This is a genomic window from Bacillus sp. FSL K6-0255 (genome assembly GCF_045040725.1).
In the GTDB taxonomy this organism is placed as follows: Bacteria; Bacillota; Bacilli; order Bacillales; family Bacillaceae; genus Bacillus; species Bacillus subtilis.
Genome location: NZ_CP150278.1, coordinates 3,718,682 through 3,740,497, shown reverse-complemented (window position 1 = coordinate 3,740,497; position 21,816 = coordinate 3,718,682). Strand labels below are relative to the sequence as shown.

Annotated in this window: 22 protein-coding genes, 1 pseudogene and 3 other annotated features; of the genes and pseudogenes, 12 read left to right on the top strand and 11 right to left on the bottom strand. The window is 45.9% G+C overall.

The annotated features are described in order from the left end of the window. Nucleotides 1–3: 3 nt before the first annotated feature. From MHB62_RS19500 to MHB62_RS19480, 5 genes are all read left to right on the top strand, one after another. Nucleotides 4–504 (top strand): YwgA family protein, encoded by a 501-nt coding sequence (locus tag MHB62_RS19500; protein ID WP_003227524.1) that lies wholly within the window; start codon nt 4–6, stop codon nt 502–504. Between the two features lie 111 nt (nt 505–615). Continuing rightward, nucleotides 616–1,086, top strand: a complete 471-nt coding sequence (locus MHB62_RS19495) for an Rrf2 family transcriptional regulator (protein WP_003227526.1) — start codon at nt 616–618, stop codon at nt 1,084–1,086. Next, nucleotides 1,086–2,486 carry an MFS transporter gene (locus tag MHB62_RS19490; protein WP_003227528.1) on the top strand — a complete coding sequence of 467 codons (1,401 nt, stop codon included), beginning with the start codon at nt 1,086–1,088 and terminating at the stop codon, nt 2,484–2,486. The genes MHB62_RS19495 and MHB62_RS19490 overlap by 1 nt, the downstream gene beginning before the upstream one ends. Nucleotides 2,487–2,540: 54 nt before the next feature. Then, nucleotides 2,541–2,769, top strand: a binding site (T-box leader). Between the two features lie 33 nt (nt 2,770–2,802). Beyond that, nucleotides 2,803–3,024, top strand: a binding site (T-box leader). 31 nt (nt 3,025–3,055) lie between these two features. Next, nucleotides 3,056–3,277, top strand: a binding site (T-box leader). Between the two features lie 53 nt (nt 3,278–3,330). Then, the gene (thrS, locus tag MHB62_RS19485) at nt 3,331–5,247 is read left to right on the top strand and encodes a threonine--tRNA ligase (protein WP_032676970.1); all 1,917 of its coding nucleotides are present in this window, start codon (nt 3,331–3,333) and stop codon (nt 5,245–5,247) included. Between the two features lie 119 nt (nt 5,248–5,366). Then, nucleotides 5,367–5,786 (top strand): MarR family transcriptional regulator, encoded by a 420-nt coding sequence (locus MHB62_RS19480; protein WP_003227535.1) that lies wholly within the window; start codon nt 5,367–5,369, stop codon nt 5,784–5,786. 42 nt (nt 5,787–5,828) lie between these two features. Here MHB62_RS19480 and MHB62_RS19475 read toward each other — a convergent pair whose 3' ends face one another. Next, the gene (locus MHB62_RS19475) at nt 5,829–6,017 is read right to left on the bottom strand and encodes a 2-hydroxymuconate tautomerase (RefSeq protein ID WP_003222038.1); all 189 of its coding nucleotides are present in this window, start codon (nt 6,015–6,017) and stop codon (nt 5,829–5,831) included. Between the two features lie 108 nt (nt 6,018–6,125). Between MHB62_RS19475 and MHB62_RS19470 the strand changes: the two genes are divergently transcribed. Both MHB62_RS19470 and MHB62_RS19465 read left to right on the top strand, forming a co-directional pair. Further along, complete coding sequence (locus MHB62_RS19470) at nt 6,126–6,785, top strand: site-2 protease family protein (RefSeq protein ID WP_003227536.1); 660 nt, start codon at nt 6,126–6,128, stop codon at nt 6,783–6,785. Between the two features lie 13 nt (nt 6,786–6,798). Next, nucleotides 6,799–7,317 carry a YwhD family protein gene (locus tag MHB62_RS19465; protein WP_003227538.1) on the top strand — a complete coding sequence of 173 codons (519 nt, stop codon included), beginning with the start codon at nt 6,799–6,801 and terminating at the stop codon, nt 7,315–7,317. Nucleotides 7,318–7,609: 292 nt separating this feature from the next. Here the strand turns inward: MHB62_RS19465 and MHB62_RS19460 are convergent, their stop codons facing one another. Continuing rightward, entirely contained in the window at nt 7,610–9,685 is a 2,076-nt protein-coding gene (locus tag MHB62_RS19460; RefSeq protein WP_003227540.1) for a transglycosylase domain-containing protein, read from the bottom strand. Between the two features lie 201 nt (nt 9,686–9,886). Here MHB62_RS19460 and speE point away from each other — a divergent pair, with 201 nt between their 5' ends. Both speE and speB read left to right on the top strand, forming a co-directional pair. Continuing rightward, nucleotides 9,887–10,717 carry a spermidine synthase gene (gene speE / locus MHB62_RS19455; protein WP_003227543.1) on the top strand — a complete coding sequence of 277 codons (831 nt, stop codon included), beginning with the start codon at nt 9,887–9,889 and terminating at the stop codon, nt 10,715–10,717. A gap of 60 nt (nt 10,718–10,777) precedes the next feature. Next, the gene (gene speB, locus MHB62_RS19450) at nt 10,778–11,650 is read left to right on the top strand and encodes an agmatinase (protein ID WP_032722706.1); all 873 of its coding nucleotides are present in this window, start codon (nt 10,778–10,780) and stop codon (nt 11,648–11,650) included. A gap of 31 nt (nt 11,651–11,681) precedes the next feature. On the opposite strand, the pseudogene MHB62_RS19445 reads toward speB, so the two are convergent. From MHB62_RS19445 to rapF, 3 genes and pseudogenes are all read right to left on the bottom strand, one after another. Then, a pseudogene (locus tag MHB62_RS19445) lies at nt 11,682–12,132 on the bottom strand (YbaK/EbsC family protein). Between the two features lie 113 nt (nt 12,133–12,245). Then, nucleotides 12,246–12,365: a phosphatase RapF inhibitor PhrF gene (gene phrF / locus MHB62_RS19440; protein WP_009968329.1), complete on the bottom strand. Its 120-nt coding sequence runs from the start codon at nt 12,363–12,365 to the stop codon at nt 12,246–12,248. Beyond that, nucleotides 12,349–13,494, bottom strand: a complete 1,146-nt coding sequence (gene rapF, locus MHB62_RS19435; RefSeq protein ID WP_003227549.1) for a response regulator aspartate phosphatase RapF — start codon at nt 13,492–13,494, stop codon at nt 12,349–12,351. Before rapF ends, phrF begins: the two co-directional genes overlap by 17 nt. 2 nt (nt 13,495–13,496) lie before the next feature. Here rapF and MHB62_RS19430 point away from each other — a divergent pair, with 2 nt between their 5' ends. The 3 genes from MHB62_RS19430 to MHB62_RS19420 are packed head-to-tail and all read left to right on the top strand — an operon-like array spanning nt 13,497 to nt 16,494. Further along, nucleotides 13,497–13,727 (top strand): hypothetical protein, encoded by a 231-nt coding sequence (locus MHB62_RS19430; protein ID WP_009968328.1) that lies wholly within the window; start codon nt 13,497–13,499, stop codon nt 13,725–13,727. Then, nucleotides 13,724–15,079 (top strand): YncE family protein, encoded by a 1,356-nt coding sequence (locus tag MHB62_RS19425; RefSeq protein WP_032722703.1) that lies wholly within the window; start codon nt 13,724–13,726, stop codon nt 15,077–15,079. The genes MHB62_RS19430 and MHB62_RS19425 overlap by 4 nt, the downstream gene beginning before the upstream one ends. Nucleotides 15,080–15,117: 38 nt before the next feature. Continuing rightward, the gene (locus MHB62_RS19420; protein ID WP_032722701.1) at nt 15,118–16,494 is read left to right on the top strand and encodes a YncE family protein; all 1,377 of its coding nucleotides are present in this window, start codon (nt 15,118–15,120) and stop codon (nt 16,492–16,494) included. A 5-nt stretch (nt 16,495–16,499) separates the two neighbouring features. Here MHB62_RS19420 and albG read toward each other — a convergent pair whose 3' ends face one another. Genes albG through albB form a run of 6 tightly spaced genes read right to left on the bottom strand, consistent with a single transcriptional unit; the run spans nt 16,500 to nt 21,813 of the window. Next, nucleotides 16,500–17,201 (bottom strand): antilisterial bacteriocin subtilosin biosynthesis protein AlbG, encoded by a 702-nt coding sequence (albG, locus tag MHB62_RS19415; RefSeq protein ID WP_015250988.1) that lies wholly within the window; start codon nt 17,199–17,201, stop codon nt 16,500–16,502. Next, nucleotides 17,198–18,478 carry a pitrilysin family protein gene (locus tag MHB62_RS19410; RefSeq protein WP_032722698.1) on the bottom strand — a complete coding sequence of 427 codons (1,281 nt, stop codon included), beginning with the start codon at nt 18,476–18,478 and terminating at the stop codon, nt 17,198–17,200. The genes albG and MHB62_RS19410 overlap by 4 nt, the downstream gene beginning before the upstream one ends. A 4-nt stretch (nt 18,479–18,482) precedes the next feature. Further along, nucleotides 18,483–19,643: an antilisterial bacteriocin subtilosin biosynthesis protein AlbE gene (gene albE / locus MHB62_RS19405; RefSeq protein ID WP_080287644.1), complete on the bottom strand. Its 1,161-nt coding sequence runs from the start codon at nt 19,641–19,643 to the stop codon at nt 18,483–18,485. Then, nucleotides 19,633–20,943 (bottom strand): antilisterial bacteriocin subtilosin biosynthesis protein AlbD, encoded by a 1,311-nt coding sequence (gene albD / locus MHB62_RS19400; RefSeq protein WP_019712818.1) that lies wholly within the window; start codon nt 20,941–20,943, stop codon nt 19,633–19,635. Before albD ends, albE begins: the two co-directional genes overlap by 11 nt. Next, nucleotides 20,936–21,655: an ATP-binding cassette domain-containing protein gene (locus MHB62_RS19395; protein ID WP_032722693.1), complete on the bottom strand. Its 720-nt coding sequence runs from the start codon at nt 21,653–21,655 to the stop codon at nt 20,936–20,938. The genes albD and MHB62_RS19395 overlap by 8 nt, the downstream gene beginning before the upstream one ends. Further along, nucleotides 21,652–21,813, bottom strand: coding sequence for an antilisterial bacteriocin subtilosin biosynthesis protein AlbB (albB, locus tag MHB62_RS19390; RefSeq protein ID WP_003222006.1), 162 nt, complete (start codon nt 21,811–21,813; stop codon nt 21,652–21,654). Before albB ends, MHB62_RS19395 begins: the two co-directional genes overlap by 4 nt. Nucleotides 21,814–21,816 lie beyond the last annotated feature (3 nt).

Here is a 21,816-nt window from a genome sequence, read left to right as displayed (position 1 = left end):
AATTTGTTGAAAGAACATGCAAAACTGATGAAGGTGTTCTCGGATTCTGGAGAAATCATCGGGCGAAAGAAGCTGCAGAAAATGATTTATATCGCCAAGAAAATGCAGTTTCCTTTTTATGAGAAATATGATTTTCACTTTTACGGACCATATTCAGAGGAACTGACGCTCCAGATTGAAGAGCTGTGCAACCTTGGATTTCTGCATGAGGTGAAGGAAAAAAAGGGCGGCTACTTTCAATACCGGTATTCGCTGACTGAGACAGGCTCCGCATTTTTAGACCATGCTGATCTGGACATGCCGGATATGAAAGGCTATATCGACAGTGTAAACAGCCGTTCATCACGGTTTTTAGAGCTGGTTTCCACGATCCTTTACTTTGACGGGCTTGAGGATGAGGAAAAGAAAGAAAAAGTCTTTACCATCAAAAGCAAGCAAAAATATACAAATGAAGAATATGACGAAGCGCTTCAATACATAGAGGAACTGAAGCAGATTTGTTAACCATACCAAGCAAAAGAAATGATCCGTTTCTTTTGCTTTTTTTATTGACAAAAGCTGCTAAGAGATTCATTATGGATAATAGTTATCCACAATGAATCAGGAGTGAATAGGATGAAAATGAAATCAGGAATGGAGCAGGCGGTTTCTGTGTTGCTTTTACTGTCACGGCTGCCGGTACAGGCTTCTTTGACGTCAGAGGCAATAAGCCAGCGATTGCGCGTGTCTCCGTCTTATTTGAAGAAGCTGATGAGAACATTGGTTCAAGCAGGTTTGGCAGAATCCTTGCCAGGGACGAAGGGCGGTTTTACCCTGACGAAGCCTTTGGCTGACATTACGCTTTATGATGTTTATCAAGCGGTCGAAGGCAGAGGTTCGATGTATCAGGGGAAAGGCCTGCTGCAATCTGTATTCGAGGGTGAAAGTCAATGTGTGCTGGAGACAGTCATGGCGGAAATCGAGGATAAATGGGCTAATCTCATGAAAGAAGAGTCCTTGCAGCATGTCATGGACAGGGTCGGGGAATTGTATGATCTTGAAAAAATAGATGATTGGGTAATCAAGCAAGTGAAAGGGCAATTGTAATGAAAAATAGCGGGTCTATACAAGAATCAACATCATCAACAGGCATATCCGTGCTGATCGTGCTCGCACTTGGTTTCCTCATGGCAACTCTTGATGTGACCGTTGTGAATGTGGCGATGGCTGATATGAAAAACACTCTTTCAATGTCACTTTCAGGTGTAACGTGGGTTGTGGACGGGTACATTCTTACTTTTGCGTCGCTTCTGCTGGCGGGCGGAGCCTTGGCTGACCGTTTCGGCTCGAAGACGATCTATATCTTGGGTCTAGCCGTTTTTGTTCTGGCCTCCTGTTTATGCGCTGCATCTATAAATGGACAGATGCTGATTGCCGGACGCCTTATACAGGGAATTGGCGCAGCTTTGTTTATGCCAAGCTCACTCAGCCTTTTGGCTGCCTCTTACCCTGATGAGCGGGCGCGGGCGAGAATGTTTGGACTGTGGGCCGCGCTTGTTTCCGCCGCTTCAGGCCTTGGGCCCTTTATCGGGGGCGTGCTGGTAGAGTTGGCAGGCTGGCAGAGTATTTTTCTGATCAATGTGCCGTTGGGGGCTGCTGCGCTCATTTCAGCTTACCGAATCCTCAGCCGCGTTCCGGGAAAAAGCAGCCGCGTGAACATCACCGGGCATCTGCTTGGCATGATGGCTCTCGGGTTTCTTTCCTATGCTTTGATACAGGGGCCTTCAGCGGGCTGGCGCTCGCCAGTGATTCTTGTAGCATTTACTGCAGCGATTTTGGCATTTGTGCTGCTTTTGCTGCGGGAAATTTCTGCAAAAGCACCCATCCTGCCGGCGTCCTTATACAAAAACGGCCGCTTCTCAGCTGCCCAATTTATCGGGTTTTTGCTGAATTTCGCCCTTTTTGGCGGCATGTTTATGCTCAGCCTTTTTTTGCAGGAAGCAGGAGGGGCAAGTTCCTTTATGGCTGGAGTGGAGCTGCTGCCGATGATGGCCGTCTTCGTGATCGGCAATCTGCTGTTTGCCCGTCTGGCGAATCGGTTTGAAGCCGGGCAGCTTATGTTTGTATCAATGGCGGTCAGCTGTATCATTGCATTGCTGTTGTTTGTGCTGATTTCTCCGGATTTTCCTTATTGGCAGCTGGCGGTGTTGATGTCTGTTATGAACCTCTGTACCGGTATTACAGTTCCTGCCATGACAACTGTGATCATGCAGGCTGCCGGGCAAAGACATGCGAATATCGCCGGTGCGGCGTTAAATGCAAACCGGCAAATCGGAGCCTTGGTCGGCGTAGCGATAACCGGGGTGATCATTCATCTGTCCGCCACTTGGTATGCTGGTGCCGGGTTTACGTTTTTGATGATGGGAGCGGCATACAGCCTCGCTGCATTGCTTGTATGGCTGTTTCTGGCTGCCCATAACGGGACTGCCGCGTCAGAAAAAATGTAAATCACTGATTGCACTTTGTGGGAATATATAGTAAGATATAAAAAATTATTGAAACAACAGGCACTGATAAGGACACGAGATGCTTTTTACGGTTTCCAGAGAGGGAAGGACAGCTGAGATCTTCCTAACGCAGGGAAAGCAGCTTACCGCCTTTGAGCCGTATCGGGGAAAACAAGTATCTGATACCGTCATGCTGCGTTACAGCATCTTTAAGCCGATCACCATGTGTAATTGATCGGGAATTTGGGTGGAACCACGGATGATCAACACATTCGTCCCTTTTAGAGGGATGGGTGTGTTTTTTTATATGAACTACATAAATGCGTTGAAAAGGACACGAATGATAGTTACGGTTTTCAGAGAGGGAAGGAAAGGTGAGAGCTTCCCAGCTTAGGAATATCATTTACCGCCTTGGAGCAGCATTGGGGAACTGAAGTAACCAATGCCGTCTATGCTGCGTTACAGCACCGAGCCGACAACATAGTATTTGTCGGGAACTTGGGTGGAACCACGGGTTAATCACACACTCGTCCCTATCTGTGGGACGGGTGTGTTTTTTTATGAATTGAATACATGCGATGAAAAGGACATGAATGATAGTTACGGTTTTCAGAGAGGGAAGGAAAGGTGAGAGCTTCCCAGCTTAGGAATATCATTTACCGCCTTGGAGCAGCATTGGGGAACTGAAGTAACCAATGCCGTCTATGCTGCGTTACAGCACCGAGCCGACAATATCGTATTTGTCGGGAACTTGGGTGGAACCACGGGTTAATCACACACTCGTCCCTATCTGCGGGACGGGTGTGTTTTTTTATATACAACAATGAATAAGGAGTGTTTTAAAATGAGTAAACATGTACACATTCAGCTTCCGGACGGACAGATCAAGGAATATCCGAAAGGCATCACAATCAAAGAAGCGGCTGGTTCTATCAGTTCCAGTCTGCAAAAGAAGGCGGCTGCAGGTCAGGTCAATGGCAAGCTTGTTGATCTCAGTTTCAAGCTGGAGGAGGATGCTGAGCTTTCGATTGTTACACTCGATTCACAAGAAGGCTTGCAGGTGCTTCGCCACACATCAGCGCATGTGCTGGCCCAAGCAGTAAAACGGCTGTACGGCGAAGTGTCATTGGGGGTAGGGCCTGTGATTGAAGACGGCTTCTACTATGACATGAAGCTGGGGAAAAGCTTGGCATCAGGAGACTTAGAGGCCATCGAAAAAGAAATGAAAAACATAATAAATGAGAACCTTGAAATCAAACGTATAGAGGTTTCTTACGAAGAGGCTGAAGAGCTGTTTGCACAAAAAGGCGAGCGGCTTAAGCTTGAGATTTTAAAGAATATTCCGCGCGGGGAGGATATCACACTGTACCAGCAAGGGGAATTCGTTGACCTGTGCCGCGGGCCGCATCTTCCTTCTACAGGGATGATCAAGGCGTTCAAACTGACAAGAGTATCAGGCGCTTATTGGCGCGGAGACAGCAAAAATGAAGTCCTGCAGCGGGTGTACGGGGTTGCGTTTCAAAAGAAAAAAGATTTGGATGCGCACCTGCATATGCTGGAAGAAGCGGCAAAACGAGACCATCGCAAGCTCGGCAAACAGTTAGGGCTGTTTATGTTTTCTGAAGAAGCGCCGGGGATGCCGTTTTATTTGCCGAAAGGGCAGATTGTCCGCAATGAGCTGGAGCGCTTCTCGCGTGAGCTGCAAACAAATGCCGGCTACGATGAGGTGCGTACGCCGTTTATGATGAATCAGCGGTTATGGGAGCAGTCAGGCCATTGGGACCATTATCGCGACAATATGTACTTTTCAGAAGTGGATGATACAAGATTCGCAATGAAGCCGATGAATTGCCCCGGCCACATGCTCATCTTTAAAAACAGCCTGTATTCTTATCGGGATCTGCCGATTCGCATGGCGGAATTCGGACAGGTGCACCGCCATGAATACAGCGGCGCTTTAAACGGAATGCTTCGCGTTCGGACGTTCTGTCAGGATGACGCCCATATTTTCGTTCGGGAGGATCAGATTGAGAGTGAGATCAAAGAAGCGATTCGGCTGATTGATGAGGTATATCGGACATTTGGTTTCGAGTATTCAGTTGAGCTTTCGACTCGCCCGGAGGATTCATTAGGCGATGACAGCCTTTGGGAAGCGTCGGAACGTGCCTTAGCACGCGTCCTTGAGGAGCTTGGCCTCTCTTATGAGATCAATGAAGGCGATGGGGCGTTTTACGGGCCGAAAATTGATTTCCACATAAAAGATGCCCTGAAACGGAGCCACCAATGCGCGACAATTCAGCTTGATTTTCAAATGCCGGAAAAATTTGATTTAACATATATCAACGAACACAATGAAAAGGTTCGTCCCGTTGTCATCCACAGAGCGGTTTTCGGCTCAATCGACCGTTTCTTCGGCATTTTGATCGAGCATTACGGCGGGGCTTTTCCAGTCTGGCTCGCACCGCTCCAGGTTCAAATTATACCGGTTTCGCACGTTCACTTAGACTATTGCAGAAAAGTGCAGGCGGAGCTGAAGCAGGCGGGGATAAGAGCCGGCATTGATGAGCGCAATGAGAAGCTGGGCTATAAAATCAGAGAATCGCAGGTGCAAAAAATTCCGTACGTGCTGGTGCTTGGAGATCATGAGGAGCAGGAGAATGCGGTAAACGTCCGCCGATTCGGACATCAGCAGAATGAACACGTTTCTTTTCAGACATTCAAAGATAAGCTTGTGAAACAGGTGGAAAATCGAGGCATGTAGGATAAAAGCTGTGAATTCACATTTTGCTTTTTTGACTTTCCCTATTCGGAATCAGTAAAATAATAAGTAAATCATATCGTTCGTATGTTATGAATGCATCTCGAAATGGGGAAATTGACATGGACCATGACAAACTGGAAGCAAATTTGCTGGATCACGCACTTACAAAATATTTGAAAAGCACGAAGCAATTAGATGAAGCCACCGTTCCGAAACACGTGAATAATGTAAGAGGATTTATTCTGCGGATCATATACAGACATGGGAGCTGCACCATAAAGGATATTTTGAAGGAGGTCACACTGTCTCCCTCTGCCACGACCACAGCTCTGAATCATTTAGAGCAGGAAGGGTTTATTGAGAGATCCAGAAATAATAATGACCGCCGCACTGTATGGATTACGCTTTCTGAATCGGGCCGGGGAGCGGCTGAACAAATGATCGAAAACCGCCAGCAGCTGATTGACGGCATGTTTGAACGTTTAACAGCCGAAGAGAAAGAGACGTTCTTGGCGATTATTGCGAAGCTGGCTCAATAGGGATAATAAAAGCCGGTGCGCGAAGCGCCGGCTTTATAGAGATTATTCCATATCGCTCAGGCGTTTGCCTGCGACGGCATAATGGTCTTTTCTCATTTCTTCTATAAAGACAACAATTTTTTCTTCAGAAGCACCGGTTGTTTCCTTTACGGCTTCTGTTACTTTCTCGACAAGATTGCGTTTTTGCTCGTCTGTACGGCCTTCGAGCATTTTGACAGTTACGTATGGCATGGGTGCTGAATCCTCCTTTATCTCGTTTCCTCTCTTTAGAAAAAGAGGCTTCTTATAGTATACTGAATAAAGTAAATTCTTGCATTTTGAGAAAGAGGGATATCTCACTTGGACCGTTTTTTATATTATCCGTTATCTTTAATGCCATATCTCGTCATCACGCTAATTGTGTCGTTTACGATGCACGAGCTTGCCCACGCTTATGTCGCATACAAATTCGGTGACGATACGGCGAAAAAACAAGGAAGACTGACGCTGAATCCCATTAAACACCTTGATCCGTTCGGAACCATTTTGATTTTGGTGGCCGGCTTCGGGTGGGCGCGCCCCATTCCCGTGAATCGACGCCTCTTTAAGAAGCCTCGGCTTGCCGGTGTGCTCGTATCTATAGCCGGGCCCGTCAGTAACCTGATTCTTGCGTTTATTGGTTTCTTTTTGTTAGTGTTGATGCATGCGTACGGAATGGAAATGCTTGCGGCGTTCAGCACGGGGCTGGATCAGTTTTTTTCTATTTGGATACAGCTGAATCTTGTCTTGTTTTTATTTAATCTGCTGCCGCTTCCTCCGCTCGATGGCTATCGAATTATAGAAGATCTCGTTCCGCCGGGCGTGCGTGCCAAAATGACGCAGGCGGAGAGCTACGGCTTTATCGTATTTTTGGTGCTGTTTGTGACACCGCTAGGATCTTACGTGCTGTGGCCGATGCTCAATGCAGGAAGAGATTCGATTTTAAAGCTGTTTTCAGCGATATTTCAACCGCTTTTGTAGGAGGTAGAACTTCATGGAAGAAAAAAAGAAAAAATCAATCGGGTTTAATATTATCAAAAGTGATCCGACAGACGGACACGGCGGTTTTGGCGTAGGGGCACTCAGCCTTGATAACATTTCTCCAGTATTCGTCGATGTAGAGGAAAAAGAAGCGTTCGTAGACATCGGTGCCATGCATGCCCGCAGCACCGTTGAAAAAGGAATTAAATTTCTCCCGAATAAAGAAGAAGTTCCGAACGGAAAACCATACTGGCTTGTGTGGGTGACGATTGACAGAAGAGAAGAGGGGCCTTATTACGCTGGTGTGACAGCCTGTGAAATGACGGTCGACAGAAGCATCAGAAGAGGCTACAAGTCACTGCCTGAGCATGTGAATCTGATGGATAAATCCATGAAACGGAAAATCATCGTTGATAAAATGGACGACAGCTCGAAGCGTGTACTAGGCGAATTTCTGAAAAAGCATGATCAGGGCCTATGGGACCGTTCCTCAGATGAGTTAAAAACGAGCCTGCTTCCAGAAAATAATTAATTTATGAATTTTCTGTGAACTTTTAAAGTATTTGAGATATTTTTCGTAAACATTGAGTAAACTGGTGATACAGAAATAGGACATGGAAAATCCCGAGCCGAAACAAGACTCGGGGTTTTTCATTTTTAGGGGGATATGAGTCGGCGACTGGGAGATGAAAGCCAGCGCCGAAGAAATGAGAAATTCACCACTTTATCCCAAAACTGATTGTTCAGCTCGATTGTCTAACATTCTTCCATCGATTATGAAGGAACCATACGAATAACCCGGCCTCCGAGGAGCCGGGTTATTTTCAATGATGTCGCCCCAGCCATTTGTCCCACCACTTTTTCTCGGAAGCGGGCTTTTCTTTGGATGGAAGCCGGTCTTTTGTTTGTTTTGCGGGTTCTGCCCCGTAGCACACGTTTGCGGGTTCTGTCCCTTTCACAAAATATGTGTAATGCTTAGCGGCGCAGCCGGGACCTGATGAGTAGCCTGTTTCCGGATCAATGTACACACCGGTTACGCCTTTTGGCGGCTTGAACGCGGTTTCCGGTTCGCCTTTGAGCGCGTCCTCCATGAAGTCCGCCCAAATGGTTTTAGCATAGCTTTTTTCTTCGACCGAGTCGATGGTGCTGTTTTTGTCATAGCCGGTCCAAACACCGGCGGCCAGCTTCGGATTGAAGCCGATCATCCAGCTGTCTGCGCTGGTGGTTCCTGATTTTCCGGCATACGTTCTTGTCAGGCGGTTGGCTATCGTTCGCCCCGTAACCGACGTATATCCATTTAAATCGATATCAAACATGCCTGTCATCATACTCGCTGTGACAAAAGCGGCTTTTTCATCAAGCACCTGTTTATGCTGATTCGGGTTTTCGTACAGCACGTGGCCGGCTGCGTCCGTTACTCTTGAAATAAAAGTCGGTTCGATTTTCTTTCCGCCATTTGCGAGCATGGCATAGGCGTTGACCATCTCAATCGGACGTACGGGTTCGGTGCCGAGTGCCAGGGACGGCAGTGCTTGAAGATGGGCGGTAATGCCGAATTCCTTTGCCGTCTTTACAAGTTTGTTCGTGCCGAGAAAAAGATGCGTTTTCACAGCGTAAATATTGTCGGAAAGCGCCAGCGCCTGCAGAAGCGTAATCGGCTTGTTGGCATAGTATCCGTTATAGTTGCTTGGAGAATAGGTTTCTCCCTTTGCATCAATTTGAAACTCGGTTTCTTCGCTTTTCATCAAAGTGACTGGCGTAAATCCGCTCTGAATCGCTTTATAGTACAGCAACGGCTTGATCGTCGAAGCAGGCTGGCGCTTCGCCTGTGTCGTCCGGTCAAACGGGCTTTTTTGATAATCCCTGCCGCCGACAAGGGCGAGAACGTTTCCGGTGCGGGGATCAATGGCTGAAAACCCGACTTGAATGTCAGAGCCCGCGTTAACCGTTTCGGTAATGGTCTCCTCGGCGATGCGCTGCATCCGTTTATCTACCGTTGTATAGACGTTTAACCCGCTCGTTTCAATTTGCTCCCGTGTCATGCCGAGCTTTTTTTCCAGCTCTCTCATCGCATTGTCGTAGAAATAAGGAGCCTTTCTCTTGGAAACTTGTTTATTCAAAGGCTGATAGGAAAGAGGTTCCTTGATCAATTCATCCGCTTTCTTTTGGCTGATCATCTGCTGCTTTTCCATCATCCGCACAATCGTTTTCTGGCGTTCCTTGGCCTTCGTCTCATTGACATACGGTGAATAGCCGGAAGGGCCTTTCGGGATTCCTGCCAAAAGCGCCGCCTCCGCATCCGTCAGGTTTTTGGCATGCTTGCCGAAATACAGGCGGGAAGCTGCTTCAATGCCGTAGGCGCCGTGGCCGTAGTAAATCGTATTTAAATAGCCTTCTAATATCTCGTCCTTAGAATAGTTTTGTTCCAGACGGATCGTGTAGAACGCCTCATTCCATTTCCGTTTCCACGTTTTGTCGTGTTCAAGGTATAAATTTCTGGCATATTGCTGGGTGATGGTGCTTGCACCCTGAACCTTGGCAAATGCTTTCAGGTCAGCAAGCGCCGCGCCGGCCATGCGTTTATAATCAAAGCCGTGATGATCGTAGAAATTCTGGTCTTCAATTGCCACTGTCGCTTTTACGATCGTCGGATTCATGTCCTTTAAGGGGACCCAATAGCGCTTTTCGCCGTAGTTCGTTTCCCCGAGCTTTGAGCCGTCACTCGCATACAAAATCGTGGATTGCGGCACTTGCACCGAGGGAGCGCCCTGGTATTTGGCTATCAAAATGACAGTCATAAACACGGCAGCTGCCGCCAAGGCCGCAAAAGCCCCTAAAAAGATAAAGGCGCGAACGGTTTTCAGCGTCAGTCTCAGCCGTTTATTTGTCATTGCATCCACAACGGGTTCCCCCTTTTTTTATGTTTCTACTATTATGAGAAAAAAAGATCGTTTTTAAACATCGCAGAACAGGACGCATCTTTACTTTTTCCCCGCCATCCTCTATACTTTTTCCTTAGGTGAAAATGAGATTTCAACCGAGAATAAAAGCTGATTAGACGCTTACAATAAATGAATACAGCCTCGAAAGGGAGATGACAATTGAGTGAACTTTGGTATACAGAGAAGCAGACGAAAAACTTTGGCATTACGATGAAGGTTAACAAAACGTTACATACAGAACAAACGGAGTTTCAGCATTTAGAAATGGTGGAAACAGAAGAGTTCGGCAACATGCTGTTTTTGGACGGCATGGTGATGACATCTGAAAAAGACGAATTCGTTTATCACGAAATGGTGGCGCATGTGCCATTATTTACGCACCCAAATCCGGAGCACGTTCTTGTAGTCGGCGGCGGTGACGGCGGCGTTATCAGAGAAATCCTGAAGCACCCAAGCGTGAAAAAAGCGACACTTGTAGATATTGACGGCAAGGTTATCGAATACTCTAAAAAGTTCCTTCCTTCTATCGCAGGCAAACTGGATGATCCGCGCGTTGACGTGCAAGTAGATGACGGATTTATGCACATTGCAAAATCTGAAAATCAATACGACGTCATCATGGTAGATTCAACTGAACCAGTCGGACCGGCTGTAAACCTGTTTACAAAAGGATTCTACGCAGGAATCGCAAAAGCGCTGAAAGAAGACGGTATTTTTGTTGCGCAGACGGACAACCCATGGTTTACACCGGAATTAATCACAAATGTACAGCGCGACGTGAAGGAAATCTTCCCGATTACGAAGCTGTATACGGCGAACATTCCGACATATCCAAGCGGTTTGTGGACATTTACAATTGGCTCGAAAAAATATGATCCGCTTGCAGTGGAAGACAGCCGTTTCTTCGATATTGAGACGAAATATTACACAAAAGATATTCATAAAGCGGCGTTTGTTCTGCCGAAATTTGTGAGTGACCTGATTAAATAATGAAGGTATGGCGCAGGAGCGAATCTTGCGCTTTTTTACAGGAAAGCGAGGGTATTATAGATGAGATTTGATGAAGCTTATTCAGGAAAAGTATTTATCGCGAGCCGTCCCGAGTGGGAAGAGGCGGACGCCATTCTTTACGGCATGCCGATGGACTGGACAGTCAGCTATCGCCCGGGCTCACGCTTTGGTCCAAGCAGAATCCGTGAGGTGTCAATCGGCCTTGAGGAATACAGCCCATATTTAGACCGCGATCTGGCTGACTTGAACTTCTTTGACGCCGGCGACATTCCGCTGCCGTTCGGAAATCCGCAGCGAAGCCTGGATATGATTGAGGAGTACGTGGACAGCATTTTAGAAAAAGGGAAGTTCCCAATGGGTATGGGCGGGGAGCACCTCGTGTCATGGCCTGTCATTAAAGCGATGTACAAGAAATACCCAGACCTTGCGATCATCCATTTTGACGCACATACAGATCTTCGTGTTGATTATGAGGGAGAACCGCTTTCTCACTCCACGCCGATCCGTAAGGCGGCAGAATTGATCGGACCGCACAATGTGTATTCATTCGGAATCCGTTCCGGCATGAAAGAAGAGTTTGAATGGGCGAAGGAAAACGGCATGCACATCTCAAAATTTGAAGTGCTTGAACCGCTGAAAGAGGTGCTTCCGAGGCTGGCGGGCCGTCCGGTTTATGTCACAATTGACATTGACGTATTAGACCCTGCACACGCACCGGGTACAGGAACGGTTGACGCCGGCGGCATCACGTCTAAAGAACTGCTTGCATCCGTCCATGAAATTGCGCGTTCAGAGGTAAACGTAAAGGGCGCTGATTTAGTGGAAGTCGCACCGGTGTATGACCACTCAGAGCAAACGGCAAACACAGCCAGCAAAATCATCCGTGAAATGCTGCTTGGTTTTGTGAAATAAGTAAACATCCAGACGATGTCTGGATGTTTTTTTATTCCCAGTCTTTACAAACATCAATCCACGCTTTTGAGAAAGAAAATTCGGATAATCCTCCTCGATAGCGGAGTTTCTGCTGCCGCATGCGGGGAAAACAGTCTCAAAACGTTTCAGCGATACATCAAGATAAACCTCAGGATCATGAGCCGATCCAAATGGGCAAACTCCTCCAATTTCATGGCCTGTCTGCTCCAGTACCTCATTAGGAGAGAGCATTCTTGCTTTAAAGCCAAATGTTTGCCTGAACTTTTTGTTATTAATCTTGGCATCGCCGGCTGCCACAATCAGAATCGCCTGATCTCCTTCCCCTCTGAAGGACAGGGTCTTGGCGATTCTAGTCGGGCTTACGCCGATCGTCTCAGCTGTCTGTTCAACACTGTCGCGCTCGACGTTTCGAACTCCGTCACATCATTTTCTCGATTCCACTGTGTAAAGTGGGTTCTCACACTTTACAGAGACATGCTGCATTTCCACTCTCTTCAAGATTATTGAAAAAAATTATAGCATGAATTGGGAGATTGGGTAAAGAGGGGACAAAAAAACCGCCGATGGACGGCGGTTAAATCATTCCTCGTTGTGCAACTTCAATTTGGTGTGTAGGTGCATTTGCAATAGTTGTTGCCACGAACACAGTGCTTAGAGCCAGACAAGAGAGTAATAGTTTAGACTTCAATTTCATACAAACTCACTCCTCCTTGAATAAGTTGCCTTACTTGTTCCACCTTCAAAAAATAAGCAGAAGCTTTTTGAAAATTTTTACGTTCATGATAATATTTTGCCACATCAATAGCGAAATCTTCAAGATCAGCATACAACATTTTACTTTCGAGAAAATCAAAAAATCCTTGAATTGCTTCTTCATCCGGGCCTGATAAGTATAAAGATTTCAAAAATTCAAACTCTGATAAATATATTACATCTCCGGCCTTTTGTGAATAAGCCATTCCCTTACTATGATATTCATGAGCTTTATCTATTTTTCCTAATTTATAATGGATCTGTGTAATTAAAAAATACGCTTGAGGTAAGGAAGGAAGAATATTTGATTCTTCAAAAACAGCTATTGCTCTTTTGAAATAAGGTATGGCATCCTCATATTGGCTTTGGCTGTTTTTACAAAGCCCGATATTGTACAAAGTTCTCCCCATTAATTGGGGCTGCTTTTCAGCTTCTGCCATAGAATAAGCTTTTTGAAAATGTGAGATGGCATCCTCATACTGTTTTAAATCTAAAAAATTGGTGGCAAATAAAGAATGACACTGCAGCAATCTTATATTATAAGCTTCATGTTCTTTGTATATTTCATATGCTTGCCGTGCATAGTCCATTGAAAAATACGTTTGTTTCATATAGTAATAAGATTCAGACATCTTAAAGAAAAACTCAGCTTTCTCTATCCGATCCTTAACGAATATCAGCTTGCTTTCGGCCTTTTTGAAAAATTTAATAGCCGACAGATATTCCCGCTGGTCCAGCTCGTACATGCCTCTGAAGAAGTTAAAATAGTACTCAAGCAGACCAGTTAAACGAGCCTGTTTTTTATCAATCTCAAGCAGCAGATCAGACAGTCTCGGCTGTTCCTCAATCCTCATTTTTTCTAACGGTTCAAGGTACTCAAGCATTAGGTTGTGCCGAAACTCCATCAGTGAATAGTACAAATGAAGGTCTTGATCTTCTTCCATTTGATCCAGCTCTTGCTTGATTTCTCGTCGCAAATATTCTGCATCGGGTATGCTGAATCGGCGTATGTACATATACCATTCGTTAATCTTTTCTCCGATGGAAGAAGAAGATATGACACCTGTCACGTTTGCAAATCCCTCCCTTCATAATTCTATATATGTCATATTTTATCATCAACATTCTTGTGAGAAGCGCAAAAAAACCGCAATTTTTTCTTTCGTTACACCGCATGTTTGGAGATATATTTTCAAAAAGAAGCGTTTACCCTCAGCAATTTGTACAAGCAAACACGTTACCCTTCCATATTCTGTTATATCTGCGTGAGCAGTGTATGTCTGAAAAGGAAGTGAAGGAATGAGAAAAAACAAGCTTTCCTTTAAAGAAAAAGCAGGAGCAGAACAAGAAGAGTGCTTATGTTTTTGTGAGGGAGAAGCAAGCCGAGAAGCCATGTTTCAAGCACCGATTGAATTACCTGAAGGGTTTGTCGTTGATCCGGCTGAAGCTGTTGCAAACGTGACGTGGAATGCAGACAGCCTTTCTTGTGTCAGTGACCGTTGCTTAATTCAAACGGGGCCTGAGCCTGATGAGGTCGGTGTTCAATTTGCAGTGCGCCTGCAGGGAACCGTTACGCTACTCGTCAGTGTCTCACCTGTCCGAAATCAATATGGACAAGGGGACGGGGCTGTTTCCGTCATTCACAATGCAGAAATCGATCAAGTCGTCTATTATTCCGATGAATCGGATGATTGCCCGGATATCAGTGACATCACGATTGAGAACCTTGTTGTTGTTCCGCCGTTTTACGGCAGTCCTTTATCGGTGACGGGGACAATTGTGCTTGTACCGGAGCCGGAACCCGTCTACGCGTTTACAGCGAATCCAAATGATCAATCAGTTTCTGTGATTGATACAAACACCCATACTGTTGTGACAACGATTGCTCTTCCGTACAATCCGGCAGGTATTGAAATTACGCCAGATAAAAGCGCTGTGTTTGTCTTACATCCCAACAATAATGTGATTTCTGTCATCGATTATGACACATTAACAGTGACAGCAACTATATTGCTGGATCAGCCGCCTCGATTGATTAGATTTATCCCTAATCATGAGTTTGCTTATGTTTTCACCGGTACTGCCATTTATGTGATTGGAATTGATACGTTGACTGTTGAGAGGTCTATTCCTGTAGAAGGTTTTGATATTGCAATTGACCCCAATGGGTTGTTCGCCTATGTTCTTAATTTTGGGTTAGTGCAAAAAGTGGACTTATCTACCGGTGAAGTCTTAGGAACGATTGAACGAGAGCTTATCGTATCATCCATAGAAACAGATTCTACGGAGCGGTATGCGTATGTATTAGAACAAGAATTCTTATTCAATTATTTGACGGTTATTGATTTAAATACGTTTACGATCAGGGATACCCAAGAGCTGGAGCCTGACGGGCTATATGTAATGTTTACGAGTGGATCAGAGGTGTATTTACATGACAGCTTCACTGGCAATTTATATTCTGTCAGTCCGAATGGAGCAGGTGTAATTGGAAATCTTCCGCAATCAGCAACAGACTATGCGTTTACCCCGAATGGCGATTTTCTGTATGCAACTCGTTTTATAGAGCAGAGCATCATTGTTTACAACACAGATGATTATTCTGAGGAAACTGTGATATCTCTTGGGGTTTCACCGGGTGCCATTACGATTTAACCGCTGCATGTTGTGCATTTCTAAAAGGACGTGAAATCATGAAAAAGAATGATCTTTCTGCTTTACAGGAAAATTGTTTCTGTTTTTGTGATGAGGAAATTAGCCGAGAAGCGCCGTTTCAAGTGCCGATAGATATCCCTGAGGGCTTCAAGGTTGATTCGGCCGAAGCGTCAGCGGCTGTTACATGGAGTACAGACAATGTGTCCTGTATCAGTGAGCCTTGCTTAATCCAGACTGGGCCGGAACCAGAAGATATCGGTGTTCGATATGCTGTGAGAGTACAAGGGACCATTACGCTTCTTGTCAGTGTGTCGCCTGTACGAAATCAATATGGACAAGGCAATGGGGCGGTTTCTGTGATTCATACTGAAGAGATTGATCAAGTTGTTTATTATGCAGCACAGTCTGACCGCTGTCCTGATTTTAGTCAAATGACAGTGGAAGATCTGCTCATTGTACCGCCTTTCTACGGCAGTCCGCTTACGGTGACCGGGACACTTGTTTTACCGCCATCACCAGACCCTCAATCGTATGTGTTTACTGCCAATACTGGAGACAGCACGGTTTCGGTTATTGATGCAGATTTAAACACTGTTGTAAAAACAATCCCTTTTTCTGACGTGCCAACTAATCTAGGCGTTACTTTCGATAAAGCATTCACGTATGTCCTCCATGGAAATACCAACCTTGTCTCAGCGATTGATAATAAAACATTAACCATCATAAATACCATTACTGTTGGAGGAGGGCCGAGAAAGATCGAATTTGATCCAACAGATGGGTTCGCATACGTGATGGCCGCCGGATCTATATATGTGATTAACACGGCCTCTCAATCGGTCATTGATGTCATTCCGATACCCGGCGCTTTAGACTTTGCTCTTGATCCGAATGGACAGTATGTCTATACCGCTAATGGAAGCAGTTGGTCGGTTGATAAATATGATGCAAATACTGGGCAGTTGGTAGAAAGTATCATAGATTCATTTGAATTTCCCAGTTTAATTGCAACTCCTTACGCTGGAAATTTTGCGTACGTGTTGAATGGTGAGCTGTGGCCGAAAGGTGTAACGGAGATTAGTTTGTCTCCATTAAGCAGGGGAGGGGACTTCAGCCGTTTATTTGAAACGCTGAGGACGATTGTATTTTCTCTCGATAGCACTAGAGCTTATTTTCTAGAGCCATATAGTGAACCGTTTCTTATTAATAACTTATATGTAGTTAATACGGCCAGACAGAGGATCATTGCAAACGTGTCTCTCCCCGGCGCTTTTGACCTCGCCGTAACGCCGGACAAACAGTATATTTATGCGGCACAGCCCAACGACAATGCTGTGACCGTGTACCGCACAAGTGATTATACAGCCGTGACGGTGATTCCGGTTGGCGCGGGTCCGTCTGCGATTGCGATGTAGCTATTTTATAGATCAAGAGAAGCGGTGCTGCGATAAGAGAATCGTTTATAAATAAATGATCCGATTTGCTGAATGGTAGCCAGGATAATCAGAAACAGCAGTTCACTTATAGAGAAACTGAGCATCCACCAAATCCCGGCTGCTGCCAGCGCTCCCGCAAACACTTTTCTGAACAGGCTGCCGTGCCGGAAAAGCTGCCGCAAATACGTTCGCATGCAAAACAATAAATACAGGATCAGTAGCATCGCAAGTCCCATTGAAAGGGCAGGGGGCGTGTGAAGGCGGAAAGGGACGGCTTTAACGATTTCGAACATGCAGCCGAATATGATGACTTGGCACAACACGGCAGCCATCACGTATGTTTGGCGGACGTTTTTATAGCTGTCACGCAGCGATTTGACGTCTTCTGCATATCGGCTGCACAAGTTGTGTTGCTGAAAGTCACAGCAGCTTTGATGAGACTGTGTGAGTTTCTGAAAAGCTGCTGTCATGTTTTTCACGGATTGGGTGACATAATGAAGATAGAGAAAAGCAGGCAGCATCAGGAGGGCAGCGGTACAAGCCAGCAGCCCGAGCCGCACAGCATCATTGTTGATCATCTGTACATATTGGGCGGCGGCTTCGGCAACGGCCTGAACCCAGCCGAAGGAATAAGCCGCCATACCTATAAGCAGCAATAAAAGGGTAAAGACAGTGTTTTTTTTCATTGTCTGATCGCCTCTTTCTGAGAAATGTGAATGATCGCTTTGTTAGAAGATGCCATTGCATCAATGAGAGACAAGAAAACCTGCGCATCCATATCTTGAATGATGTGGTACATGTCAAGAAACGAGCAATCGCACCTGTCACACTCGGCTGCCCACTCGAAGCATTTACGCACATAATCGCTGTCATAAATGATCGCGTCTGTCAAAGAGTCCTTGCCGTATTGAAGCCAGGCGGCAACCTGTTCTTTCTTCTGTGTGACATAGTATGAAGCCACATCGATATAAGCTGAAGAATGGGTCCCTTGACTGTGAAGGATCAAGAAACCGCCATCCTCATAGATATAAGTCTCGGCTGACAAACGATCGATTTCTAGGCGGTACGTTTGCTGAATCTCTTGAAAAAACGGTGAATCTAATTGAAATAGAATACGAGCCGCGATATCCCAATAAAGCTTTATCGCCAACAGATCGTTTTGCCCGGGAAGTGCGCCGATCTGTAATCCGGTCCATGTATCTTCCATCCGCTCCTCATCACCCAGCACCATTTTTTGTGAGAGGGCTGGAGGGCATGCCGGGATGATTTTTCTTTCAGCATGATAATCCGGACGCTTTTCCAGCTGGAGGTGAGGAGGCAAAAGCGTTTCTGTATTTTCTGAGCCCCCAATCAAAAACAGCGTCATCCGATGGGCTTGGTAGGCAGCCTTATAGGCTTTTTGTAAATCACTGATGTCCAGCGCCTCAATATCTTCGATTCTGCCTGCGGGGAAAACGGCAGCTGGTGAGGAGGGAGAAAGCATGCTGATCAGCTGATAATGATATGAGAGCTGATGGTTAAGGTGTGCTGTTTGAATTTCGCTTGTAATCACAGCTTTTTCCTGAGCGACAATCTTCTTGTCAAATGAGTGGTTCCATAAAGCATCAAGCAGGATGGGGATCGTTTGTCTGAGCCGATCCGGTAATGAGGTAAACATGAAATTGGTATCGGTGTAGGTAGTGAATGCGTTTAAAAGCGCGCCATGCGCAAAAAAATCACTGTACAGATTGCGGCCGTTATGCCAGAAGAGAAGATGCTCTAAAAAATGCGCTGTGCCATACGGAAGCAGTGTATCACCGGATTCTGCCCGTATACATACATCCCGGCTTCCAAAATCGATTTTTACATTGCACAGCCGCAGGTGGGCGCGGGGGAATTTCAATCTGAATATTTTTAGTCCGCTGTCTGTGTATCTGATATCGGTTCGTTCATCCAGTTGTTGAAAAAAGGCTTTCTTTTCCATCTCTTCATCCCCTTACTACATGAGCTCCGATATAATTGATGGTCGCTATGAATTGCAATACATCACGGCATGTAACCGCTGAGATGCCATCCAGCAAGGCTTCTTTCGTGCAGGAGAAGCGGCGCAGGATCCCCATATAGGCCAATAGACCTTCGGGAGAATCGAATTGCAGCAGCAATTCATTGCGTAAAAACTGCTTTGCCTGTTCTAGTTCCCGCTCATCTGTATGAAAAGCTGAGACAGCTTCCAAAACGCGCGGGGGAATGTCTATCTCATGAAGCTGATCTGTACATATTGAAACAAGCAGCAAATTGTTCATGACATCGTAACGGGTGATAACGTGATAGACTGCCAGATCCTTCTCTCTGAAGTGCTTGAATAAAGCGGAATGGCCGTACTTTCCCAGTAATCCGTCTATTAGCTGTATTTTGATATAATCGCTGGCATCTTTCATCTCTCCGCAGTCAAATCCGAGTGTCAAGACGGAAGGACCTGCAGCGCTGCGTGTCTCTGTTTCAAAAACATGCCGGTTTACGGGTATTCTTCCGGACGTTACAGCGGACGTTTGCGGGGCATGTCCCCGAACATCACATGCTTGTACTTGTCCCAATATGTTCAGCTGTTTTTGCTGGGACACTAAATCAACGATAAAGTCCGTTGCGTCGAGAAACCGTTTAGGATGAATCGCCTCTATCCTGTCTTTCCGGCCAAACATGCCTGTGCCGTACATCGGGTTTCCGAAGACCTCCTCAGCCAAGCGAGCCGCCGAGTAGGAGAAGGGATCAGTGAATTTCTTTTCGATTTTCAGCAGCAGCTCATTCCTGGCCTTTTCAAATGCTTCGAATGAAAGAGAAGAAGGGAAAGACAAGTCTGCAAAAGTTTTCATCAGGGCGTCAACATGAAGATTCCCGTTATATAATGGGTGAATCAAACGGGTCCCGCAGGTTTTCAGCTGCTGATCAAAAAAGAGATTCGCTGAGTACATGAAACGGCTGCCGGCAGCATAACCAAAAGCGTCAATGATTTGCTCCTTCAGGTATGCGGCGGCGCCGTAAAAATAAATCGTTTCTTCCTCAGGTTCCGCCGCGCTTTCGATCGGTTTCAGAAAGCTCGCGGCGATTGAAATAGTTGAAAATTGATGAGTCTTCAGCAGGTTAACTTCCAAGCCGTTCTCTTTTGCTTGTATCAAAGAAACCACCATCCTGTTTTTGCAGGTAATAGACTATGACCAGACCGGCTATCGGAATGACCGCCAAGGATACAGCGGTGCCGGCTAATGTGGCTAAGAATAGGGGAAGACAAAACAGATAAGACCGATATTTTGAGAAACCGCTCCATAGCTGCTGCTCCGTCTGCCAGCTGAAGGAGGGCCTTTTTTCATCTGCAGTTAACCTGATAAAAGCTCCCGCCAGCAGCAACTCAATGCACTGCAAAAAAGTGAGAACTGAAATCGGACGGCCGCTGATGAAACCCACAATCATCACGACAAGGAGAAATCCGCCTGCCAATAGGCCTGAATAAAAGCGATATTTCGCCCAAAACATCGTTTTCCGCTTGATCGGAAGCGTGATAAGCAGCATCCGGTCGTTTTTTTCAATCGAATACAAAAGGGCGATTGGTGAGCTGATGAGCAAAAGCGCGGAAATCACGATATAAATCACTTGCTGATTGAAGATGCCGGTATTCATCATCTGGAACGAAAAGAAGCCGCTGAACGCCGCCATCACCGCGTAATTTAACAGCATCGCTTTAGAAGAGATAAATCGGTTCCATTCTCTTTTGTAAAACGAAAATTCAGATCGCCGCATAAATGAATGCATCTTGCTCTGCTGCGGAGGCGCCTGCAGAAAGACAGGAAAGTCAATGATCACCGCCCACAGGATATGAACCGCGCAAAGCGGAAGCGTGGCGGCCGGCATCAAAGCGGCGCTGATACATACACAGGCGAATATCGCCGCATGCAGCAGAAACATCAAGTTCTTCTTTTTGACGAAGTGGTTGCTTAGCACAACTCCGAAAATAATGGAGTAAACGGTAAAAAACGAAAACCTGCCGAGCCAAAACAATGTTTGCGCCCCTGACAGCGTTCCGTTTCCAAATAAGAACAGCGGTAAAATAAAAAAGAATAAAGTTCTTCTCAAACAGGTATCGACAAACAAAACGACACTCTGGGCGAGCCAAAAGCTCCGTGAAGAAATCGGCAGCAGGCAGCTCAGTTTCATATAAGATTCCTTCCATTGAGATGTCACAGAAAGAAACACCATATATGCGTTCATTAAGAGAAGCGCGAGTATGATATACGTTTTGCGCAACACCGATTCATCAATGCCGGCCTGGCGGATCAGCCCGATTTCAAACACGGCCAGAATGACAAGGCCTGCGGCAATGCGGATGGCGTCCTTTTTCCCTTGCCGGCTGTAAAGCTGTTTGAACAGCAAAGACATGATGGGGATTATGTTATTCATGGCCGATCACCTCAAAAAATTCCCGCCGCAGATCGGTCTCCTCTCCAATCGGAATGACCTTTTGGATCTGTTTGTTGTGAAGAATAGCCGCATAATCACAAAATCTTTGCACGACATCGAGCAGATGAGAAGAAAACAAAATGGTCCCGCCTGCTTCACAGTACTCGCGCATTTTCTGATAAAAGACCTCTATCGATTCCACATCCAAACCGACGAGCGGCTCATCCAAAATAAACAGGGGAGCGCGCAGCAATAAGCCTGTCATCAATACAACCTTTTGCCTGTTCCCCAAGGAAAGCTCCGAAATTCTCCTGTTGATGTATTTCGAAAAATGAAAGGCCTCGGCCAAACTGGTAAACTGCTGCTCTGAAAAATCCTTTTGATAAAGCGAATGGACGAAAGACACATAGTCCTTCGCCGTAATTTCTGTAAATAGCAGCGGATAATCGGCGGCGAAGTAACGGTGAGTCTTCAGCTGATCTGATGTTTTCTGCGGCATGCCGGCCTCCGCTTCAATTCCGCACAGGGTAAAGCGCCCGCTGAAATTGCGGTTCACGCCTGTCAGCGTATTAATCAGTGTCGTTTTTCCGGCGCCGTTTACCCCAAGCAACCCGTAAACGGCGCCTTTTTCTAAATGTAAATCCACTTGTTCTAAGATGACGTTGTCCCGTTCATACCAAACGGATACATCGTGTATATCCAAAATGCTCATCGCGAGTCAGCCTTCCGCGCGCGCATCCCGAACAGAATGGCAATGGCAATGAAAATCAGCGTAAATAGATAGTCGCTTTTGACAAAATAGACGACTGCGCCGATGACAAAGATAAATGAAAGGATATACAGTAAAATTCTTCTTTGTGCTGGTGACAAATC

Bases quoted from the DNA above. Each gene is read 5' to 3' on its own strand.
- MHB62_RS19495 (WP_003227526.1), top strand. From the start codon at position 616: ATGAAAATGAAATCAGGAATGGAGCAGGCGGTTTCTGTGTTGCTTTTA.
- MHB62_RS19490 (WP_003227528.1), top strand. From the start codon at position 1,086: ATGAAAAATAGCGGGTCTATACAAGAATCAACATCATCAACAGGCATA.
- thrS (WP_032676970.1), top strand. From the start codon at position 3,331: ATGAGTAAACATGTACACATTCAGCTTCCGGACGGACAGATCAAGGAA.
- MHB62_RS19480 (WP_003227535.1), top strand. From the start codon at position 5,367: ATGGACCATGACAAACTGGAAGCAAATTTGCTGGATCACGCACTTACA.
- MHB62_RS19475 (WP_003222038.1), bottom strand. From the start codon at position 6,017: ATGCCATACGTAACTGTCAAAATGCTCGAAGGCCGTACAGACGAGCAA.
- MHB62_RS19465 (WP_003227538.1), top strand. From the start codon at position 6,799: ATGGAAGAAAAAAAGAAAAAATCAATCGGGTTTAATATTATCAAAAGT.
- speB (WP_032722706.1), top strand. From the start codon at position 10,778: ATGAGATTTGATGAAGCTTATTCAGGAAAAGTATTTATCGCGAGCCGT.
- phrF (WP_009968329.1), bottom strand. From the start codon at position 12,365: ATGAAATTGAAGTCTAAACTATTACTCTCTTGTCTGGCTCTAAGCACT.
- MHB62_RS19425 (WP_032722703.1), top strand. From the start codon at position 13,724: ATGAGAAAAAACAAGCTTTCCTTTAAAGAAAAAGCAGGAGCAGAACAA.
- MHB62_RS19420 (WP_032722701.1), top strand. From the start codon at position 15,118: ATGAAAAAGAATGATCTTTCTGCTTTACAGGAAAATTGTTTCTGTTTT.
- albG (WP_015250988.1), bottom strand. From the start codon at position 17,201: ATGAAAAAAAACACTGTCTTTACCCTTTTATTGCTGCTTATAGGTATG.
- MHB62_RS19410 (WP_032722698.1), bottom strand. From the start codon at position 18,478: ATGGAAAAGAAAGCCTTTTTTCAACAACTGGATGAACGAACCGATATC.
- albD (WP_019712818.1), bottom strand. From the start codon at position 20,943: ATGAATAACATAATCCCCATCATGTCTTTGCTGTTCAAACAGCTTTAC.
- MHB62_RS19395 (WP_032722693.1), bottom strand. From the start codon at position 21,655: ATGAGCATTTTGGATATACACGATGTATCCGTTTGGTATGAACGGGAC.